Genomic DNA, 15,132 nt, shown 5'->3' with positions numbered 1-15,132 from the left:
TCAGGCCAGCCGTGCCGAATGCGTAAGCGATGCCTGAGCGGGCGGCGCCCCACTGCTTGGTCATGGGTTCGTGCCCTGCCCATGCGCTCCATGGGCTTGTCCTCAGATGAGACAGGGGCGCCGATCAGTCGTCCTGATGTCTGGCGATCATGTGGTGTAGCGCCAGCTCATGCGCGGCGTGGATGCTCCGGGCGTAGGAGCACACCACACAAGTTCCGGGCCCGTAACCGGCACCGAAGTCATCGAGCCCAGTCACGACGAGGGTTTCTCGTTGGCAAACAGGGCCGTCCATCAGCCGCTTGTCGTCAATGAGGTCGTCAGGATGTACCGGTCCGTAGTCACCTACGGAGGACACCCGCCTGTCCGCTTCGTCGTCACCGATCAGTTGCATGTAGTCGTAGGACCGCTACTGCTCGTACCGGTCCTGGATCTCGTCCCTAACCCAGTCGGATTCCCTTCGCTCGTCGCTGACTTGCCCAAGGGCAGAGTGATCATCGAGTGCAAGCAACGCCGTCACGTGCCGGACTTCCAGCTGACCTGCACCTCTCGCATGCCGCACACGCTGTGTCTGCTCCAGGGCGTCGCGCAGAGTGTCCGTGTCTACTGGAGTCCTTGGTGCGCCCACCTCGTCCGGCAACAGTCGTATGCCCTCGCCCGCCTCATCGCATCGCTGGGCGATGACCTGCAGCAGTTGGGCTGCCGACTTCAGTCGATGGTCGCCGTTTTTCCGCTTTTCCGCCTCCTCCCCGGGCGAGGTCTGCGCAACGATTGCTGCTAGACCGTTCGTCAACGCCTGATCGAAGATTGCGGCAGCACCGGGCACCTTGAGGTCGATATCCAGGACCGCAGCGCACTTTCCGTACTCTTCAGCTCGCTTCTCCTGCACCACCCCATCATCGGCGATGTGCCAGCGAGCCCTCGCTCTCTGCCAGTAGCTCAGCACTTCGATGCCCAGCACCAGGCACTGGCTGGTAGGCACACCGTGCAGGAGAGACCCAGCCCGTCCACACGCCGGGACAACCCCGCTTGGGAGCCATCTGGGAGCCGATCCGCTCCCCTAACCCCCGCCAGACCCTGCGAACCCACCCGGCCCTATCTCCTTGACCTGCACAGATACCATCTTCGCAGGCAAGATCATCAACCGAACCTCGTTCGGGACGAAGGAGTCGCGGGTTCAGACCCGCCCGCCCAGCCTCCGGACCCAGGTCGGTACCTTGATCCACCAGCTGAGCCAGCTCTTCTCTCCATTACGCGGCTGAGTGGCTGAGCTGAAAGGCACTCTCGCGGCCTCAGCGGACAGCGGTCGAAGAAGCGCCACGAGCGAGTCCGGGAAGCAGGGTGACCGGCACCGTCGCAAAACGGTTGAGCACGGCATCGCGCACCTGAAGAACTGGAGGGCCCTTACTCGCCACCACTGCCGACGTGAAATCCTCAACGACACCGTGACAGCGATCGCCGGACTCGTCTCGCTCCAGCAGACAGCCCTACCAGCCTCCACGGGATGAACTCCACTGCTCGACACGGAGATCGACGCCCCGCCGCCAACCATGCACGAAGTCGTTAGCGGAGGACCTGCTCGATGTGGTGGTCGAGGACGTGTTCATCGGCTTCCGGGGTCCGGTAGCTGAGGGCGATGTCCACGCCGAGACTGGTGGCAAGGGACCAGTAGATGTCGGCGTCGGTACGTTCCTCGCCGCCGTGCCGCTCACGGCCCCGTTCCTCCCGGGCCGCCGCGTCCCCGTCGTCGAGGTCGTCCCCGGCCCGGCCCCGGAATTGTTCGCGCTCCCGCTCCGGTACAGATCACCCCCGCTGACCTGGATCATCGGGCACCTCCGGCTCGTTGGGGTCATTCGGGAACTCAGACACCTCGGTGCATGCGCCTCTCGTACAGGGTGAACAGTCCGACGGCGACGGCCGCCCACGCTCCGGCGACCAGTGCCTCGGCCGCCGCGCCGTTTGCGAGGCCCATGAGCGTTGGGTCGTGTCCCGCCGCCCGTTCGGCTGTCGCCGCGTGCCGCATCGGCAGCACCATGGCGATGGCGGTCAGCCACCCAGGAAGTTCGGCGGCGGGCACCAGAAGCCCCGCCCCCAGTGCCAGGGCCATGAAGGCGATGTTCATCAGCGTGAAAACGCCTCTGGTCACCAGGCCGCCGACTCCCAGGGCCATACCGAAGTACGTGGCGCTCAGCGCTCCCACGGCCAGCAACGGTACGAAAGCGAGCAGTTGTCCCACCGGCAGCGTCGTGCGCAGTACGGCCATGCCCGCCAGCAACGACAGCACGGCCGCCAGGAGACCTGCGGCGGCGTATGGCACTGCGCGTGTCAGCAGCACGCTCACGCGTCCGCGTCCGCGTCCACTGAGCAGCAGGTGTTCCAGCGTGCCGAAGTAGCGTTCGCTGCTCAGTGACATGGCGCCGCCCGCGATCGATGGCGTGCACGCGGCCAGCATCGCTCCGCCCAGTACGTAGAACTCCGGCCCTGCGGCCCCGAACGCGCGCCCCACCCGTGAGTAGAACAGCAACTCGCACAGGGGTGTGGCGACCATCGCCAGAAGGAAGGGACCTGGGTCGTTCCAGTTGAACAGGGCTCGGAAGGACAACCATGCTGTGCGCCAGGACACCGTGTGCGGCCGGGCCCGGCGCCGGGACGCGATGGCCGGCCGGTCCTGTACCGACGGATGCGTTTCGCTCACCACAGGTGCAACTCCCCTCGGCTGCGGGACGTCCGGGCCACCAGGTTCACCAGGTACGACCCGATCAGGGCATGCACAACGCCGACCAGGGCGCACCACAGCAGCGCCATGCTCCAGGGCGCGCCCGTGGCCGCGCCGCGCAGAGCCTGCGCCCCCCAGGTCATGGGGAACAGTGCGGCGACCGGCTGGAGCGCCTGAGGCAGCGCGGCCGGAACAAGGACTCCGGAGATGATCCACAGGGGCGCCAGCAGTGGTGAGGCGAGGCTCTCCGCGCGCCGTACCTGTACGAACAGCGCCGCCACCAGCAGGCTGAACGCGCCCATGGCCGCAGCGGTGACCAGGACGACCAAGGCCAGCACGGGGATGCTGGTCGGCGCGACCGTGGCTCCGAAGGCGATCGCTCCCCAGGCGAAAGTCGCCCCCACGGCCAGCGCACCGAAGCAGGCGTTGGCCGTCACCATCGGCGCCAGCGTCGTGGCGAACCGTTGAGGCGCCATCAGCAGGAGCTCCAGCGTGCCTGCCATGCGCTGGTTGCGGATCGCGGTTCCGGCGCCGAACAGCACGGTGCTCCACATGCCCATCAGCCCTGCCCCGGCCATCAGGCCGCGCAGGTCGACCGAGCGATCCCCGCTGCGGTGGATGAAGTAGGCGATGCTGGCGTAACCGACAGGGACGACCAGCGTCAGCACCACTTCGGAACGTTCCCGGGTCAGCCCGACGAAGTGCAGCGCCATGGCGCGGACGAACGACCGCGCCGCATGGTGGCCGACCGCGCTCATCGCGCGGTTCCGGTCAGGCTGCGGCTCACCAGGGCCACATAGCTGTCCTCCAGGCTCGGCTCCCGGGAGGCGATGTCCAGTACGCGGACGTGCGGGGCATCTTCGAGGACCTCGCGCACCAGGTGCTCGGCCTCCGTACGCCGCCCATGCGTCATGCGCACGGTGGTCAGCTCCCGGTCGTCCAGCAGTTCCTGCGACGCGTTCAGTACATCGGCCCGGGCTTCGAGCAGCTGACATAGCAACGGTTCGGCGCCCCGGGTCTCGGCACGCACCACCACCCCGGTGCGCGCCTCGGCCGCCAAGTCCTGCGCCGTGCCTTCGACGACGATCCGGCCGTCGCTGATCACCGCGAGGCGGTCGCACAGTTCCTCCGCCTCGAACATGTAGTGCGTGGTCAGCAAGATCGTCTTGCCGGCCGATCGCAGTTGATTGATCGCCGCCCGGATATCCCGGGCCGCCACCGGGTCGAGCCCGTTGGTCGGCTCGTCCAGGAACAGTACGTCCGGGTCCCGCAGCAGACTGCGCGCGATGTGCAGCCGCTGTTTCATGCCGCGTGAATAGCCCTCTACACGGTCCTTGCGCCGGTCCGCAAGGTCCGCCAGCGCCAGCACCTCGGCGACCCGGGTGCGCTGCGCGCGCGGCTCGATGCCGTACAGGTCGGCGAAGTAGCGCAGGTTGTCCTCGGCGCTCAGCCGGTCGTAGAACCCGCGGTCCCCGCCCAGTGCGCAGCCGATGCGGCGGCGCACTTCCTGGGGCTGGGCGACGGCGTCAATGCCGTCCACCCATACCCGGCCGCTGGTCGGCAGCAGCAGTGTCGTCAGAATCTTCACGGTCGTCGTCTTGCCCGCGCCGTTCGGGCCGAGCAGCCCGAAGAGACTGCCCGCCTGCACGTCCAGGTCGATGCCGCGCAGGGCCGTCGTCTCGGTGTGCTGCGCGCGCAGCCGGGTCCTGCGGGTCGACCGGAACACTCGGTGCACATCGCGAACTTCTATGGCGTTCATGGTCTTCCGTCTCGTTCCTTGTCGAACCATCGGCCGAATCGCTCGAAGGCGGTCGGCTCGTCGGCCATCAGCAGCGGCAAGCAGGCGCGCAGCAACTCCCGTGCGCGGGTGGTGGGGTCCGGCCCGTGCCACATCTCCAGAACGTCCCGTACCGCCTGGTGCCCGGGCCCCGCATCCCTGGCGGTGTCCGCTATGCCGGACAACGCCAGGGATGCGGAGCCCGCTGGCGCGGTCTGCCCGGTCCGGGAGTGGGCAAGCCATCCGGCCAGGACGCCCACCAGCGCGGAGGCTTGCCACAGCCGGGAGTCCGAAGCACCGCGCAGGCGGATCCGACGCGGACTGAGCGGCCCCTCACTCCCGAGCAGACACGCGTGAACCGCCCACGTGGTGTGGGCGTGTGCTCCGGATGTGCCGTGTGGCTGCGAACCGTCCGCGGGACTTGGGGCGAGTAGCAGCCAGACCGGGTGGGCAGCACGCGCTGGCGGGCTGGTGCCCAGCGGCAGCCGTCCCAGTGCGTCGGCACCCGCCAGCGCCTCGGGACCGAAGCGGATGCGGCGGGCGAGCACGGTCGGCGGTGTACTCGACGTCCGGTAGCCGAACAGCGCCTGCGTCGACTCGGCGCCCGCGATGACGGCTGGTTTTACGATCCCCTGTCCGGTCCACCACGGTTCGCTCCACAGCACCGCGGGGGTGGCACCCGTCGTGCCCGGCGGCAACACGACGATCCATGCCGCGCTGGGGCGTACCAGCGCGGTGCGCAGGGCGTCGTCACCGGCCGCTGTCCAGGACCCGGTGCGCAGGCCGTGTTCGATGGCTGCCACGGTGGGTCCGGCCAGCAAAGGGCCGGCTACGGCGGCGACCTGGTGCAGGGCGGCGCGGCCTTGCTCCGGAGAGCCCGTTCGCAGTGCGTGCCGCAGGCCATCGAGTGCCGCTCGCAGCCCGGCGGTCACCGCTCGCCCCCGGCGACAGGACGGTGCCGCAGGGCCAGGCGCGTCAGTACGGTCCCGGTCTCGGCTCTTGGCCTGAACAACGGAGCCCCGCGCGAGGGGAGATCGGTGACCTGCCATCCGAGGTGAGCGGCAGTGGTGTACAGGGTTTCCACGAGATGCCCCAGGTCCAGGAAGATCGTCGGGTACGCAGTGCTGCTGCGGTAGCGCCACTGCACGCGCTCGGCGACGAGGTGGATGGTCAGCACATCGGCCTCGGGCAGCAAGTCGGGCTCCGCCGCGGGCGTCCCTGTTTCCGGGACTTCGTCGGCCAGCGGCACCAAAGCGTGCTCCGAGGGGTCGTACCCATACGTGCTCACCTCCTCCAGCACTGTTCGGGTGGTCACCGTCAGGTCGAACGGGTGCGCGGCGCCGTGTGAGGGCGGCACTCGCCGGGTTCTGGGCAGCGGTCCGATGGCCGCGTCCTCCAGCACTCCGTGTGTCAGATACAGCAGGTGCCCTAGGGCATCGAGCGGATGCCCAGGCGCGTCCAGCACCGGATGGGGCAGTGCCACGCGCGGACCGTCGCCAAAGCGGTGGTAGGCCGGTGGCGGCACCTCCGCGGCCGCCTGGCGCCACATGAGTGTGATGTCCTCATCGACAGTGCTGGGCCGTGTGTAGTCGGCCGGGGGCGACACCAGGGCCCACTGCCGGTCCCGCAGCGCGGCAGTGTCCCGGTCAGGACCGGTGGTGCCGCCGGACACCAGCAGGCCGGCGGTCACCAGGGAGTTGAGACAGCCCTCGGTCCGGTCGGCGGGCACGCCACAATCCTCGGCCGCTGAGGTCAGCGACTGCCACGGCAGCGCGGGTCCGGCCAGCAGCCGGGCCAACAGAGGCCCCAGCCAGGAGGGCATGGTGCGCAGACGGCGGTGCGCGCCCCGGGCGGGGTCCTCCCACAGCCATGTGCCGTCGAGCCGGACCAGGGACACGGTCGGCGAGACGGCCCACCGCTGAAGGTCAGGCTGATGATCACTCACGTGGTTTTCTTTTCTGTCGCGTTCGCGCTCACAGGAACGCGGGGGTCAGTCCGGTAGGGGAGGCGGTGCGCGCCGACCAGCGGGGCAAGTCCGGGCAGACGACTCGGACCACGTGCAGCCCGAGCGCGTCCGCGAGAGGGTCGGCACAGTCGACGGCAGCGGTACGTGGACCGGCTGCGGCGAGGAGCCCGTTCAGGTCGGTGTCGCGCCCTTCACGGTTCTCCGGGACAGCGGCGCAGCCGCGCTCCACCGGGAACTCGGCACAGAACCGGTTGAGGAACTCTTCGGACAGCGGCGCTCCCACGTATTGGGGACCGAACCGGGCCGCGCCGTCCGGGCCGCGTATCACGCCCGCCGTCACGTGCAGTTGCAGTGCCTCGTGGTATGCGGATACCACTGCCGAGGCGGTGTCGGCGGCCGCGCCGGAGCCGAAAATGGCGCGTGGCCCTGTTTCTGTCGGCGTTATCAGGAGGCATCCTGCGACCTGCAGCGGCCCCCACGAGGTGTGCCACACCTGGCATGTGGCTCCGGAGGCGACCGTGGCCGAAGCGGCCAGCAGGGATGCCGCCAGGCCGGTGTGGTCCCAGCAGCGCACACCCGTGCCGCCGCTCCACCACTGGGCCAGTGCCGCGCGTTCCCCCCATTCGCGCAGGCCACCGCGGAGCGCGCCGTCGAGGGTGGGGAAGGCTGCCATGCCCGTGCTGTCAGTCGTTCCGGTCAGCGTCGCGTCAGCCAGCGGTATCCAGGTGGGTTCCCCCGTGGCGAGGTACTTGCCCGCCACGTGCCATGAGCGCAGGGCTGCCCCTTCCGCCAGGCCGTCGGACAGGCGGCGCACGGCGCCCCGGGGCCGCCGCAGTGCGCAGCGTCGTTCGATGGCCTCGGCCCAGCCGATCAGTCGCGAGGTCTCCCGGTCGCGCGACAGGCCGCCACCCACCACAGCGGCGTGGCCGTGCGGCCCGACCGGCGTGGTGAGCACGACGTCCGACATCCACAGGTCCAACCCTGGTTCATGGACGAGGCGTTCGGCGAGCAGCGGCCCGGCAGAGGGAGCGAGGTCCACTGGCCTCTCCGCGGGGGCCTTGTCAAGATGACCGTCGTGGCCGCGCGGGCACAGCGGATGCGGCAGCACCGGCCCGTCCGCGGCGTGCACCGGCCAGCCGCCCGCCCGGGCTTCGGCTGCCCACAGCAGGTGACAGCCCTGGCAGCGCACGGCAACCTCCTCGGGAGCCGGCCCGAGGTACCCGCCGTCCGTCACGGCAGGGCCACCGTATGGACGCAGAGTGCGGCTTCGGACGGATCCCTCGCACCGAGCAGTTCGCGCGCCGCCACGTCGTCGAACCCGCCGACCGGGCAGTGCGCGACACCGGCCGCGGTGAAGACGAGGGAGAGGTTCTGGGCGATCTGCCCGGCCTCCACCAGAGCGTAGCGATAGGAGCGTTCCCCATAGCGTGCGCCGATCTCCTGGAGGTCGGCGACCAGCAGGACCACCGCCTGCACCGTGCGGGCGTTGAGTTGCTGGGTGCGCAGCAGGTCTGCGTGCGCACTCTCGCGGCGGCCGAGGGGCCGTAGCGCGGCAGTGTCCGGGTCCCAGCGCAGAAGCAGGCCCGGCTCCATCTCGGGAACGTCCTGGACCAGGAGGTACGGGGTGATCGGGCAGGTGTTCCCGGCGCTGGCATAGGGGCGGCGGCGCGTGGCGGGGGAGGGGGCCAGTGCCATGCGCAGGCAGTCGGCCAGCAGTGTCTTGGACAGGCGGGCTCCGCGCACCCGGTGCGAAGCCCGGCGGGCCAGCAGCGCCGTGAGGTTCGCCAGGAGTTCGGGGACGGGTGCGGGGACTTCCCCGGCTGTGCGGCCGGGCTCCACGACACCGGCTGCGGAGTCCTGGGGCCCTGGCATCAGTGCGGGGTGCCGCGGCTCTGGGAAGTTGCCGTAACTGGACTGGCGATGGAAGCCGACGGCCCCCTGGACGTAATAGGAAGGCGGCACATCGACAGTGGTGTCGCTCATGGAAATCCCGTCAGCCAGCGGTGATCAGATAGATTCCGGACTCCTCGAAACGGTCCGTGCCGAGCAGGGCATCGGTGAGTTCCGGATGGTGGGCCGGGGTGGGGAACGTGGTGAAGCCGAAGGCGGTCCACGCCACTAGATAGCGCTGCGCGAACTGGCCCATGATCGTCATGACGGTTCGATAGGCGCGCGGATCGTTCGCGTAGCGGAACATATGGCGCTCCCACACGGCCGAAATCAGAAGCGAGCAAGAACCGGAGCCCGCACTCTTCTGCCCGACGAAAGCGGTGCGTACCCGGTCGCGGAAATCCCCGGCCTCGACCAGCCCCAGCGCGTGCCGGTCGGGCGCGTAATGGTAGATACCGGGCTCCAGGCCGACCACGTCGTACACGACGACGTACGTCTCCAGATCGCCGTACGTGTTGCGCATCAGGACGTCCGGTGAGGTGCGGTAGTCCTGCTCGGCGGCACAGCGCATCTCCAGCAGCGGCGCGTTGGCGTCCCGCAGCACCCGGCTGAGCTGCTCCGCCGTCAGCTGCTGTTCCGACCAGGCGACATGGCTGCGCCGGGACAGCAAAACGTCCGCGAGGTCCCGCTCGGGGTAGTCGAGGGCGGGCGGCAGCGGCTGGTAGGGCACGGGCAGGTGCTTCCAGAAGGGCGGTACCTCCTGCTGCGCGATGCGCTTGGCCAACACGGATCCGGCGGGTTCGGGGGCCTGCGCGCCCAGCACGTCGCTGTAGGGGCGGCCCTCGGTCAGACAGTGGAAGATCAGCGCGTCTGTCCACCCGTACTGCTGCCAGGAGCGGACCTCCGGCATGAGCGGGTGCTCGCTGTCTGCGGGCCGCAGAATACGGCTCTCGACGAGCCGGTCGACGAACTCGGTCGCATCATCAGTGTCCCGGGACAGTTCCCGCGAGAAGCGGGCCACCAGCCAGTCCCGGTCCACCGGCTCCTCGATACCGGTCAGCACGGGGAGGCAGCGTGCGTCGGGCAGCCGGAACGTCCGCCCTTCCAACAGGAGGTCGCATACTGGCCGTTCCTCCAGCCGTATGCGCATGAACTCATTGAGTGAATACTTCACAGGTGGGTCTCTTTCGGGCCTTCAGGACAGAAGAATGAAGGCCATAGCAGGGTTGAGCAACCGCGCGTTACCAAGTTTCGAAGCGACGGCACGTTCGTCAACTGAATAGCCGGAGAAGGTCCGGCAGCCGATGGCTCGCGCGACCAGAGACGTGGTCTCAACCAAGTGCCCCACGTCGTGATGCACCGGCCGGTAGGAGTAGTTCTCGCGATAGCGGTACATGTTCAGCTCGACCCGGCTGGTGAGAATCAGTACGGCTGTCGGCGCGCAAGCGGTCCATTCCGGCTTCCCGATCACGTTGCGGTCGACCCAAGCCCGTTCCACATCGCCGGTGATGAACTCCAAGGCATGGTCGCGCACCGAGTAGTGGTGGATACCGAGGGGCACATCGGGGGAATTCAACACCACGAGGTAGGCCTCTGTTGGATGCCGACTTCCGCCTGAAGGACTCGTTTTAAGCAGGTGCTCGCCAGTGACCGGCAGCTTTTTAGTGCCGGTGCGGCCAAACCCGTACCACAAGAGGGTGGAGAGTTCCTCGCCGCTCAGCGCCCTTCCTGCCCGCGCCGAGGGGGAGCCGTCGGCCAATAGCTCGGCCGTGTACGCACCCAACTCGGTGCGTGGCGGGCCGAGCGGAAATACCTCCTCCGAGGCGGACGGCATGTACACAGGCGGCGCGGGACTCTCTGCGACGTACTTCCGCATGGCGGCCACGTCGTGTCGCTGACCGTCCTGTGTGGTGTAGTCCACGCGCCGAACCGCGTCTGCGGCTGCGTGGTAGGCGAATGCCTCAGCCCAGCCGTAGTGTCCCCAAGACTCCGCTCCGGCGAAGACATCACGCTGGGTCGAGTCCTCGTCCGAGACCAGCAGCCTTGACTCGATGAGCTGGTTTACCCGCGCGCGTGCCGATTCCGGTGCGCCGCCGTCGAGCTCCACCAGGCGCCGGACCGCCTGGTCGATGTCCGTCCAGCAACCCAGTTCCGTCAGCAGCAGGTTGAGGACCGAGTTCTTGAGCGCCCGCCCCCGGTAGATCACGCCTTCACGAGGGCTGAGGAGGAGGGTGCTCTCTCCCACGACCTGGACCTGCAGGTCAAATGCTCGTCGTATTCGCATTCCGCGTACTCTCTGAAAAGCCATGGCCCCAGCCATTCCGGGGATTTCTGGAATCTCCTCATCCCATCCGTGCCACCCAAGAATCTGGGCGCCACGACAGATGCCGAAAGGAATGATAAATGCCGAGAAGATTGCACCGGAAGGCTGGGGCCCGGATTATGATCCGACTACATCAGCGCTGCCCGGGCAGGCGCATGCAGCCCTGCTTTAGGAGCACCCCCCGGGCGGGCACACGCAACCCTGCTTCAGGGCTACAATCGGCTGGATCTCGGAAAGCTCCAGCTCGAATTCTGAAGGAATCCGCTTAGTGGCCCCCTCGGTGGGTGCGCCATTCTCTCGCAGCTGAGCGCCCATGGATATTCCTCTCGAGTTACGCGAACAAGGTCACATTTTCTTTTTCCTGGAATCCGGCATCCATGATCACCTTGCCCCTCCCTGGGGAGGCATGTCAACCTCTCATGTTGCGGCAATGTTTCATATTCATGAAAAGCGAACCCGAAGGTTCCTTTCGGTTATTCCCGGGGGGGTCCCCGGATCCTGCATTGCGGCGGACGGTGAAGTAATTCGTTATCATCGCGGCATGCTTCTCATACGCGAGATGACACTGGACGACGTCGACGCAGTGGCCGAAGTGCGCGTGCGCGGCTGGCAGACGGCCTATACGGGACTCATGCCGCAGCCCTATCTGGACTCGATGTCCGTGACGGAAGACGCCAAGCAGCGCCGCGCGTTCCTGGAACGCGGCGCCGGCGCCATGGCCAACTGGGTCGCCGAACGCGCGGGCAAGGTCGCGGGGTGGGCCTGCTTCGGGCCCCACCCGGAGCCCGAAGGGCCGCCGCGGGGCGGCGAGTTGTACGCCATGTACGTGCTGCCCGAGCAGCAATCCACAGGGGTCGGTACGGCGCTGATGGACAAGGTCGTCTCCGAGGCGCACCGCCGTGGCCTGCCCTGGGTGAGGCTCTGGGTCCTCCAGGGAAACGCCCCCGCACGGCGCTTCTACGAGCAGTCGGGCTTCCGCCTCGATGGCCACGAGGAGAGCTCCGACATCGACGGAACCCCCGTACCAGAGGTGCGCTACGAGCTACCCCTGACCTGACCGCCACGGGGGCGTAGCAAGGAAGCCCCGGCAAAGGCCGTCCTTGTGGTGTCCGACGCCTGGCGTGAACGTGACGGGCGGGCTAGTGAGAGGTTAGGGCTGGTGCGCGACAGACGACTCACCGCCTCCGCTCATGCTGCCGGGCGTATCGAGTGGGAGGTGTCCGTCGACTCTGTCGCCATCCGTGCGGTAGAGCTCGGTGAGGTCGCCCAGCCGCTGCGCAGCCGCGCCGCCGCCGACCACCAGCTGGTCGTCGACCACATCGACCGGTACGGCGAGCCGTCGGCGCAGCGTCTGTTCACCCGGGCGTTCGTCGCCCAGGTGCAGCGCCTGGCCGACCTCGGGCACCTGAACCTGGGGTGCGCTACCTGGGAAAGGCGATGAGTGCCGGTCAGGTGCGACAGGACCAGCCGGAACGCGATCTGGATGCTGAACCCCGCTGATGACAACCTGAGTTGTAAGCGCAAGGGAGGAATTCGTGCCCACGGACAAGCGGCGGATCTAGACGGCGGTGCTGGGCAGCGCGGACTCAGAGGATCCGTTGATGCTGCCGATGGAGGCGATCGAGCTGGGTGCCTTCCGCCGCCACCACGAGGGCGACACCTTCTGGTGCGGGACTCTGCTTGGCGGCAGCGGCGGGCAGCTGACCACGAAGCCCTACACGGACAGGGTGTGTTCCCTGTCAAGTTCAGCGTGTTGAAGGGACCTAGGGATCCGATCTCCCGTCCCTACTCACCGCCTCGGACGGTCACTCGGGGACAGGCTCGTCCAAGGACACGAGCTGCTTCCTGCCGAAATCTTGATCGGCCAGACAGTTCCTATCCGATCTCGTCCTCGACGAGTCCGTAGGGCGGATGTTCCTCGTCCCTGCTGTACTGAACGATGACGTCGCCCTCTGCCTCAGCGGGTGGGCTGTTGTCGGCGATGATGACCTGGGCGGTATCACTGTGGTCGTCCAGCCACTGGCGTAGGAAGCGGTAGAAGTCTTCGATGCTCACGGCGTCGGCGATCAGTGAATCGCGAGTCCTGCCGTGTCCGAGGTTTTTCTGCGGGCTGTCGATCATCAGGAATCCAGGGTGGGCCGCGCCCTTCTCAACAGCAACCTCGAACACGGCGAGCTGCCAGGCGAGGGTGATCAAGGTGCGGGCTCCAGAGGACGCTTCCTGGTATGGCTCTCCTCGGACGTGTGGGGTGAGGTCATCGGCGATGTGCGGCATGCTGAGTTTGGGGTAGTGCCACTCGGTGAGCAGACGGGCGTAGCGTTTGCTGATCTCACGCAGCACGTGGTCGCGGTCCGCTGCCGCGTCCCCCAGGCTCTCCAGCTCATCGCGCAGATGCTGCAGTTGAGATTCTTGTTGTGCAACTTTGGCTGCGCGCTTCTCCAGTGCCTCTTCAAGCCGAGCAGCGGTGTCGAATTCATCGAGCTGCCGGTTCGCCTGCATCTGGCGGCGATGCAGCTCGTCGCGAGCGCTCAGGAAGGTCGAAACGACAGGCTCGGTTGCTTCGTCGAGTGCCTTGGCCATGCGCTGTTCTTCCGCCGCCGCGTCAACTGCCCGCCTTTCCGCACTGCCGAGAGACTGCTCCAGCTCCTCGATGTAGGTCGTGATCGCCTTCAGTCGGGCTTTGGTCGCCCGGGTCTCGGCTGCAACGTCGAGCTGGTCCTCGGGCCGCACGGCCCGGGCGGCGGCCGAGCCCAGGTTTGTTGCGCTGCCTGAAGAGACCTCGACTGGGTGGTGGCACAGACTGCACTGCCCACCGTCGGTATGCGGCGTTTCCTGGAGCGGTTGCAGGCAAGCCGGGCAGGTCCGGACGCGCAGGGGATCGAAAAGGTGCTTGGCCTGCGCGAGCATCCCCAGTTTCAGCAGGTCGTCCGCATACTGCGCCCGAAGAGGCAACATGCGCGCCAGCTGTGTCTGGTGGTCTCTGAGCACGGCGGTCGCGGACTGCGCCTCCTGCGCCGCGCTGTTGTGGCGAGCCCGGAGCTGCGTGGCGAAGTCAGTGGCTGCTCGTGCCTGTGCGTCGATGGCCTCGAGTTCTCGTGTGATGTCCGCGAGCTTTCGCTCAACGTCCAGGCGCGTCTGGGCACCGGTAGATGCGGTGTTCTGTTCTTCGACGAATGAGCGTGCCGTGGTGAGTTCGGAGCGTGATCGCCCCAGCCGGTTTTCCAACTCCTTGATGCGTGAGCCGATCTCGACTCGACGGTCGTCGTGGACCGCGAAGACGACATCGACGACCTGGCGAAGCTTGTGCTTGCGCATGTAGCTGTTCTCGAACAGGAAGTTCTTGTCGGCAACCCGTTCGTTGGTCAGGAACGTCAGCCACATCAGGTCCCGGAAGCTGAGGGGATCCGTGCGGGACTCGGAACTGGTCGGTGCTTCGCGGAGCTGTACGCCCTCCAGGCCGCAGTGGCTGAGCAGCAGCGTGGACAGGCTTTCTGCATGGCCAGCTGGATCGATCCGCCGGCGTTCGGCAGTGGTGGTGGAGGGCTCGTCCAGGCGCCCTTTCCGGACGAAGGCCGTCGTCGAGGGCTCACCCACGGCACGTTCGATGACATGGGGGACGCCGGAGAGTTCCACCTCGAGGAGCGAGGCGCGCACCTTGCGCATGACCTCCGGGTGACGCGGATGCCTCTTCGCCCCCAGCCCGTAGGCAACAAATTCCAGCACCGCGGTCTTTCCGGAGCTGAAGGCGCCGGAAATGACGGACAGACGGCGCACGTCCCCGCCGTCGGTGAAGTCGACGTCGTAGTTGCGGTCGACTCCGACAAGCCGCAGCCGCCTGATCCGGATTCCGGTGGTGGCGCTCACTCGGCCTCCATCCATAGAGGAGCCACGGACGACAACGGGCGGTTCGCGGCACCGAGGAGATGCGCCAGCGCCGCGCCGGGATTGTGTCCGCCGTCCAGGCGCAGCCAGGTCGCTGATTCCCTGCGCAGCTTGGCGTCACTCAGCCGCTTGAGCTTGCCGACGATCATGTTGGCCGCGGTCGAGAAGGAGGCGGCATAGGCGGTGGTGAGCTGTGAACTCACGTGTCGACCGTGGCTGGTGATGGCGTACAGCAGGTTTCCCTCCTCAGCTGTGACGTGGCAGCAGCCGTAGGCAACGAGCAAGCTGAGATCGTGCTGAATGCGCTCTCGGCGGCTGGTGAAGCGCTGCCCCGACGAGGCGTACGACAGCGTGCGGGGGTCGAAGCCGGCAAGCCGGAGCAGGGAGGCATCCCTGCTCTCTGCGTTCACCACCAAAAAAGGGTTGGCGGAGAGGAAGTCGTAGTACCCCATCCTCTCCAGCGTCGCCCCCGGAAGGTCCTGGCCGGCCAAGGCATCCAGCAGGAGCAGCAGTTGGGCCAGCCGGAACTGAACTTCGTCCTCCGGCATCGCGACCGGGCGATCAGTCTCCACCTCAGTACC

At 67.5% G+C, this 15,132-nt stretch carries 14 protein-coding genes; 2 read left to right on the top strand and 12 right to left on the bottom strand.

From position 1 onward, the window contains the following. Nucleotides 1-406: 406 nt before the first annotated feature. From KY5_RS32975 to KY5_RS32920, 10 genes are all read right to left on the bottom strand, one after another. Complete coding sequence (locus tag KY5_RS32975; RefSeq protein ID WP_098245630.1) at nt 407-979, bottom strand: hypothetical protein; 573 nt, start codon at nt 977-979, stop codon at nt 407-409. A gap of 879 nt (nt 980-1,858) precedes the next feature. After that, a complete protein-coding gene (locus KY5_RS32960; RefSeq protein ID WP_159072655.1) occupies nt 1,859-2,692 on the bottom strand; it encodes an ABC transporter permease in 834 nt (277 codons plus the stop codon). Beyond that, nucleotides 2,689-3,471, bottom strand: coding sequence for an ABC transporter permease (locus KY5_RS32955; RefSeq protein WP_098245628.1), 783 nt, complete (start codon nt 3,469-3,471; stop codon nt 2,689-2,691). The genes KY5_RS32960 and KY5_RS32955 overlap by 4 nt, the downstream gene beginning before the upstream one ends. Beyond that, a complete protein-coding gene (locus KY5_RS32950; protein WP_234362978.1) occupies nt 3,468-4,472 on the bottom strand; it encodes an ABC transporter ATP-binding protein in 1,005 nt (334 codons plus the stop codon). The genes KY5_RS32955 and KY5_RS32950 overlap by 4 nt, the downstream gene beginning before the upstream one ends. Then, nucleotides 4,469-5,293, bottom strand: coding sequence for a hypothetical protein (locus KY5_RS32945; protein WP_098245627.1), 825 nt, complete (start codon nt 5,291-5,293; stop codon nt 4,469-4,471). Before KY5_RS32945 ends, KY5_RS32950 begins: the two co-directional genes overlap by 4 nt. Nucleotides 5,294-5,418: 125 nt before the next feature. Then, complete coding sequence (locus tag KY5_RS32940) at nt 5,419-6,435, bottom strand: nitroreductase family protein (protein ID WP_098245626.1); 1,017 nt, start codon at nt 6,433-6,435, stop codon at nt 5,419-5,421. Nucleotides 6,436-6,463: 28 nt separating this feature from the next. Next, on the bottom strand, nt 6,464-7,645 hold the full coding sequence (locus tag KY5_RS32935; protein ID WP_234362977.1) for a YcaO-like family protein: 1,182 nt from the start codon (nt 7,643-7,645) through the stop codon (nt 6,464-6,466). A 41-nt stretch (nt 7,646-7,686) separates the two neighbouring features. After that, complete coding sequence (locus tag KY5_RS32930) at nt 7,687-8,439, bottom strand: SagB/ThcOx family dehydrogenase (RefSeq protein ID WP_098245624.1); 753 nt, start codon at nt 8,437-8,439, stop codon at nt 7,687-7,689. A 10-nt stretch (nt 8,440-8,449) separates the two neighbouring features. After that, nucleotides 8,450-9,496, bottom strand: a complete 1,047-nt coding sequence (locus KY5_RS32925) for a SagB/ThcOx family dehydrogenase (RefSeq protein WP_159072653.1) — start codon at nt 9,494-9,496, stop codon at nt 8,450-8,452. A gap of 45 nt (nt 9,497-9,541) precedes the next feature. Next, nucleotides 9,542-10,591, bottom strand: a complete 1,050-nt coding sequence (locus KY5_RS32920) for a SagB/ThcOx family dehydrogenase (protein WP_159072652.1) — start codon at nt 10,589-10,591, stop codon at nt 9,542-9,544. A 619-nt stretch (nt 10,592-11,210) separates the two neighbouring features. Here KY5_RS32920 and KY5_RS32915 point away from each other — a divergent pair. Both KY5_RS32915 and KY5_RS32910 read left to right on the top strand, forming a co-directional pair. Continuing rightward, on the top strand, nt 11,211-11,726 hold the full coding sequence (locus KY5_RS32915) for a GNAT family N-acetyltransferase (protein ID WP_234362976.1): 516 nt from the start codon (nt 11,211-11,213) through the stop codon (nt 11,724-11,726). Between the two features lie 159 nt (nt 11,727-11,885). Continuing rightward, nucleotides 11,886-12,110: a hypothetical protein gene (locus KY5_RS32910; protein WP_159072651.1), complete on the top strand. Its 225-nt coding sequence runs from the start codon at nt 11,886-11,888 to the stop codon at nt 12,108-12,110. A gap of 434 nt (nt 12,111-12,544) precedes the next feature. Here the strand turns inward: KY5_RS32910 and KY5_RS32900 are convergent, their stop codons facing one another. Both KY5_RS32900 and KY5_RS32895 read right to left on the bottom strand, forming a co-directional pair. Beyond that, a complete protein-coding gene (locus KY5_RS32900) occupies nt 12,545-14,533 on the bottom strand; it encodes a DNA recombination protein RecN (RefSeq protein ID WP_234362975.1) in 1,989 nt (662 codons plus the stop codon). Further along, nucleotides 14,530-15,123: an ABC-three component system middle component 2 gene (locus KY5_RS32895; protein ID WP_098245618.1), complete on the bottom strand. Its 594-nt coding sequence runs from the start codon at nt 15,121-15,123 to the stop codon at nt 14,530-14,532. The genes KY5_RS32900 and KY5_RS32895 overlap by 4 nt, the downstream gene beginning before the upstream one ends. Between the last annotated feature and the right edge of the window lie 9 nt (nt 15,124-15,132).

The organism is Streptomyces formicae (assembly GCF_002556545.1).
Taxonomy (GTDB): domain Bacteria; phylum Actinomycetota; class Actinomycetes; order Streptomycetales; family Streptomycetaceae; genus Streptomyces; species Streptomyces formicae_A.
This window is presented reverse-complemented; position numbering and strand designations above follow the sequence as displayed.

Bases quoted from the DNA above. Each gene is read 5' to 3' on its own strand.
- KY5_RS32955 (WP_098245628.1), bottom strand. From the start codon at position 3,471: ATGAGCGCGGTCGGCCACCATGCGGCGCGGTCGTTCGTCCGCGCCATG.
- KY5_RS32950 (WP_234362978.1), bottom strand. From the start codon at position 4,472: ATGAACGCCATAGAAGTTCGCGATGTGCACCGAGTGTTCCGGTCGACC.
- KY5_RS32930 (WP_098245624.1), bottom strand. From the start codon at position 8,439: ATGAGCGACACCACTGTCGATGTGCCGCCTTCCTATTACGTCCAGGGG.
- KY5_RS32925 (WP_159072653.1), bottom strand. From the start codon at position 9,496: ATGCGCATACGGCTGGAGGAACGGCCAGTATGCGACCTCCTGTTGGAA.
- KY5_RS32915 (WP_234362976.1), top strand. From the start codon at position 11,211: ATGCTTCTCATACGCGAGATGACACTGGACGACGTCGACGCAGTGGCC.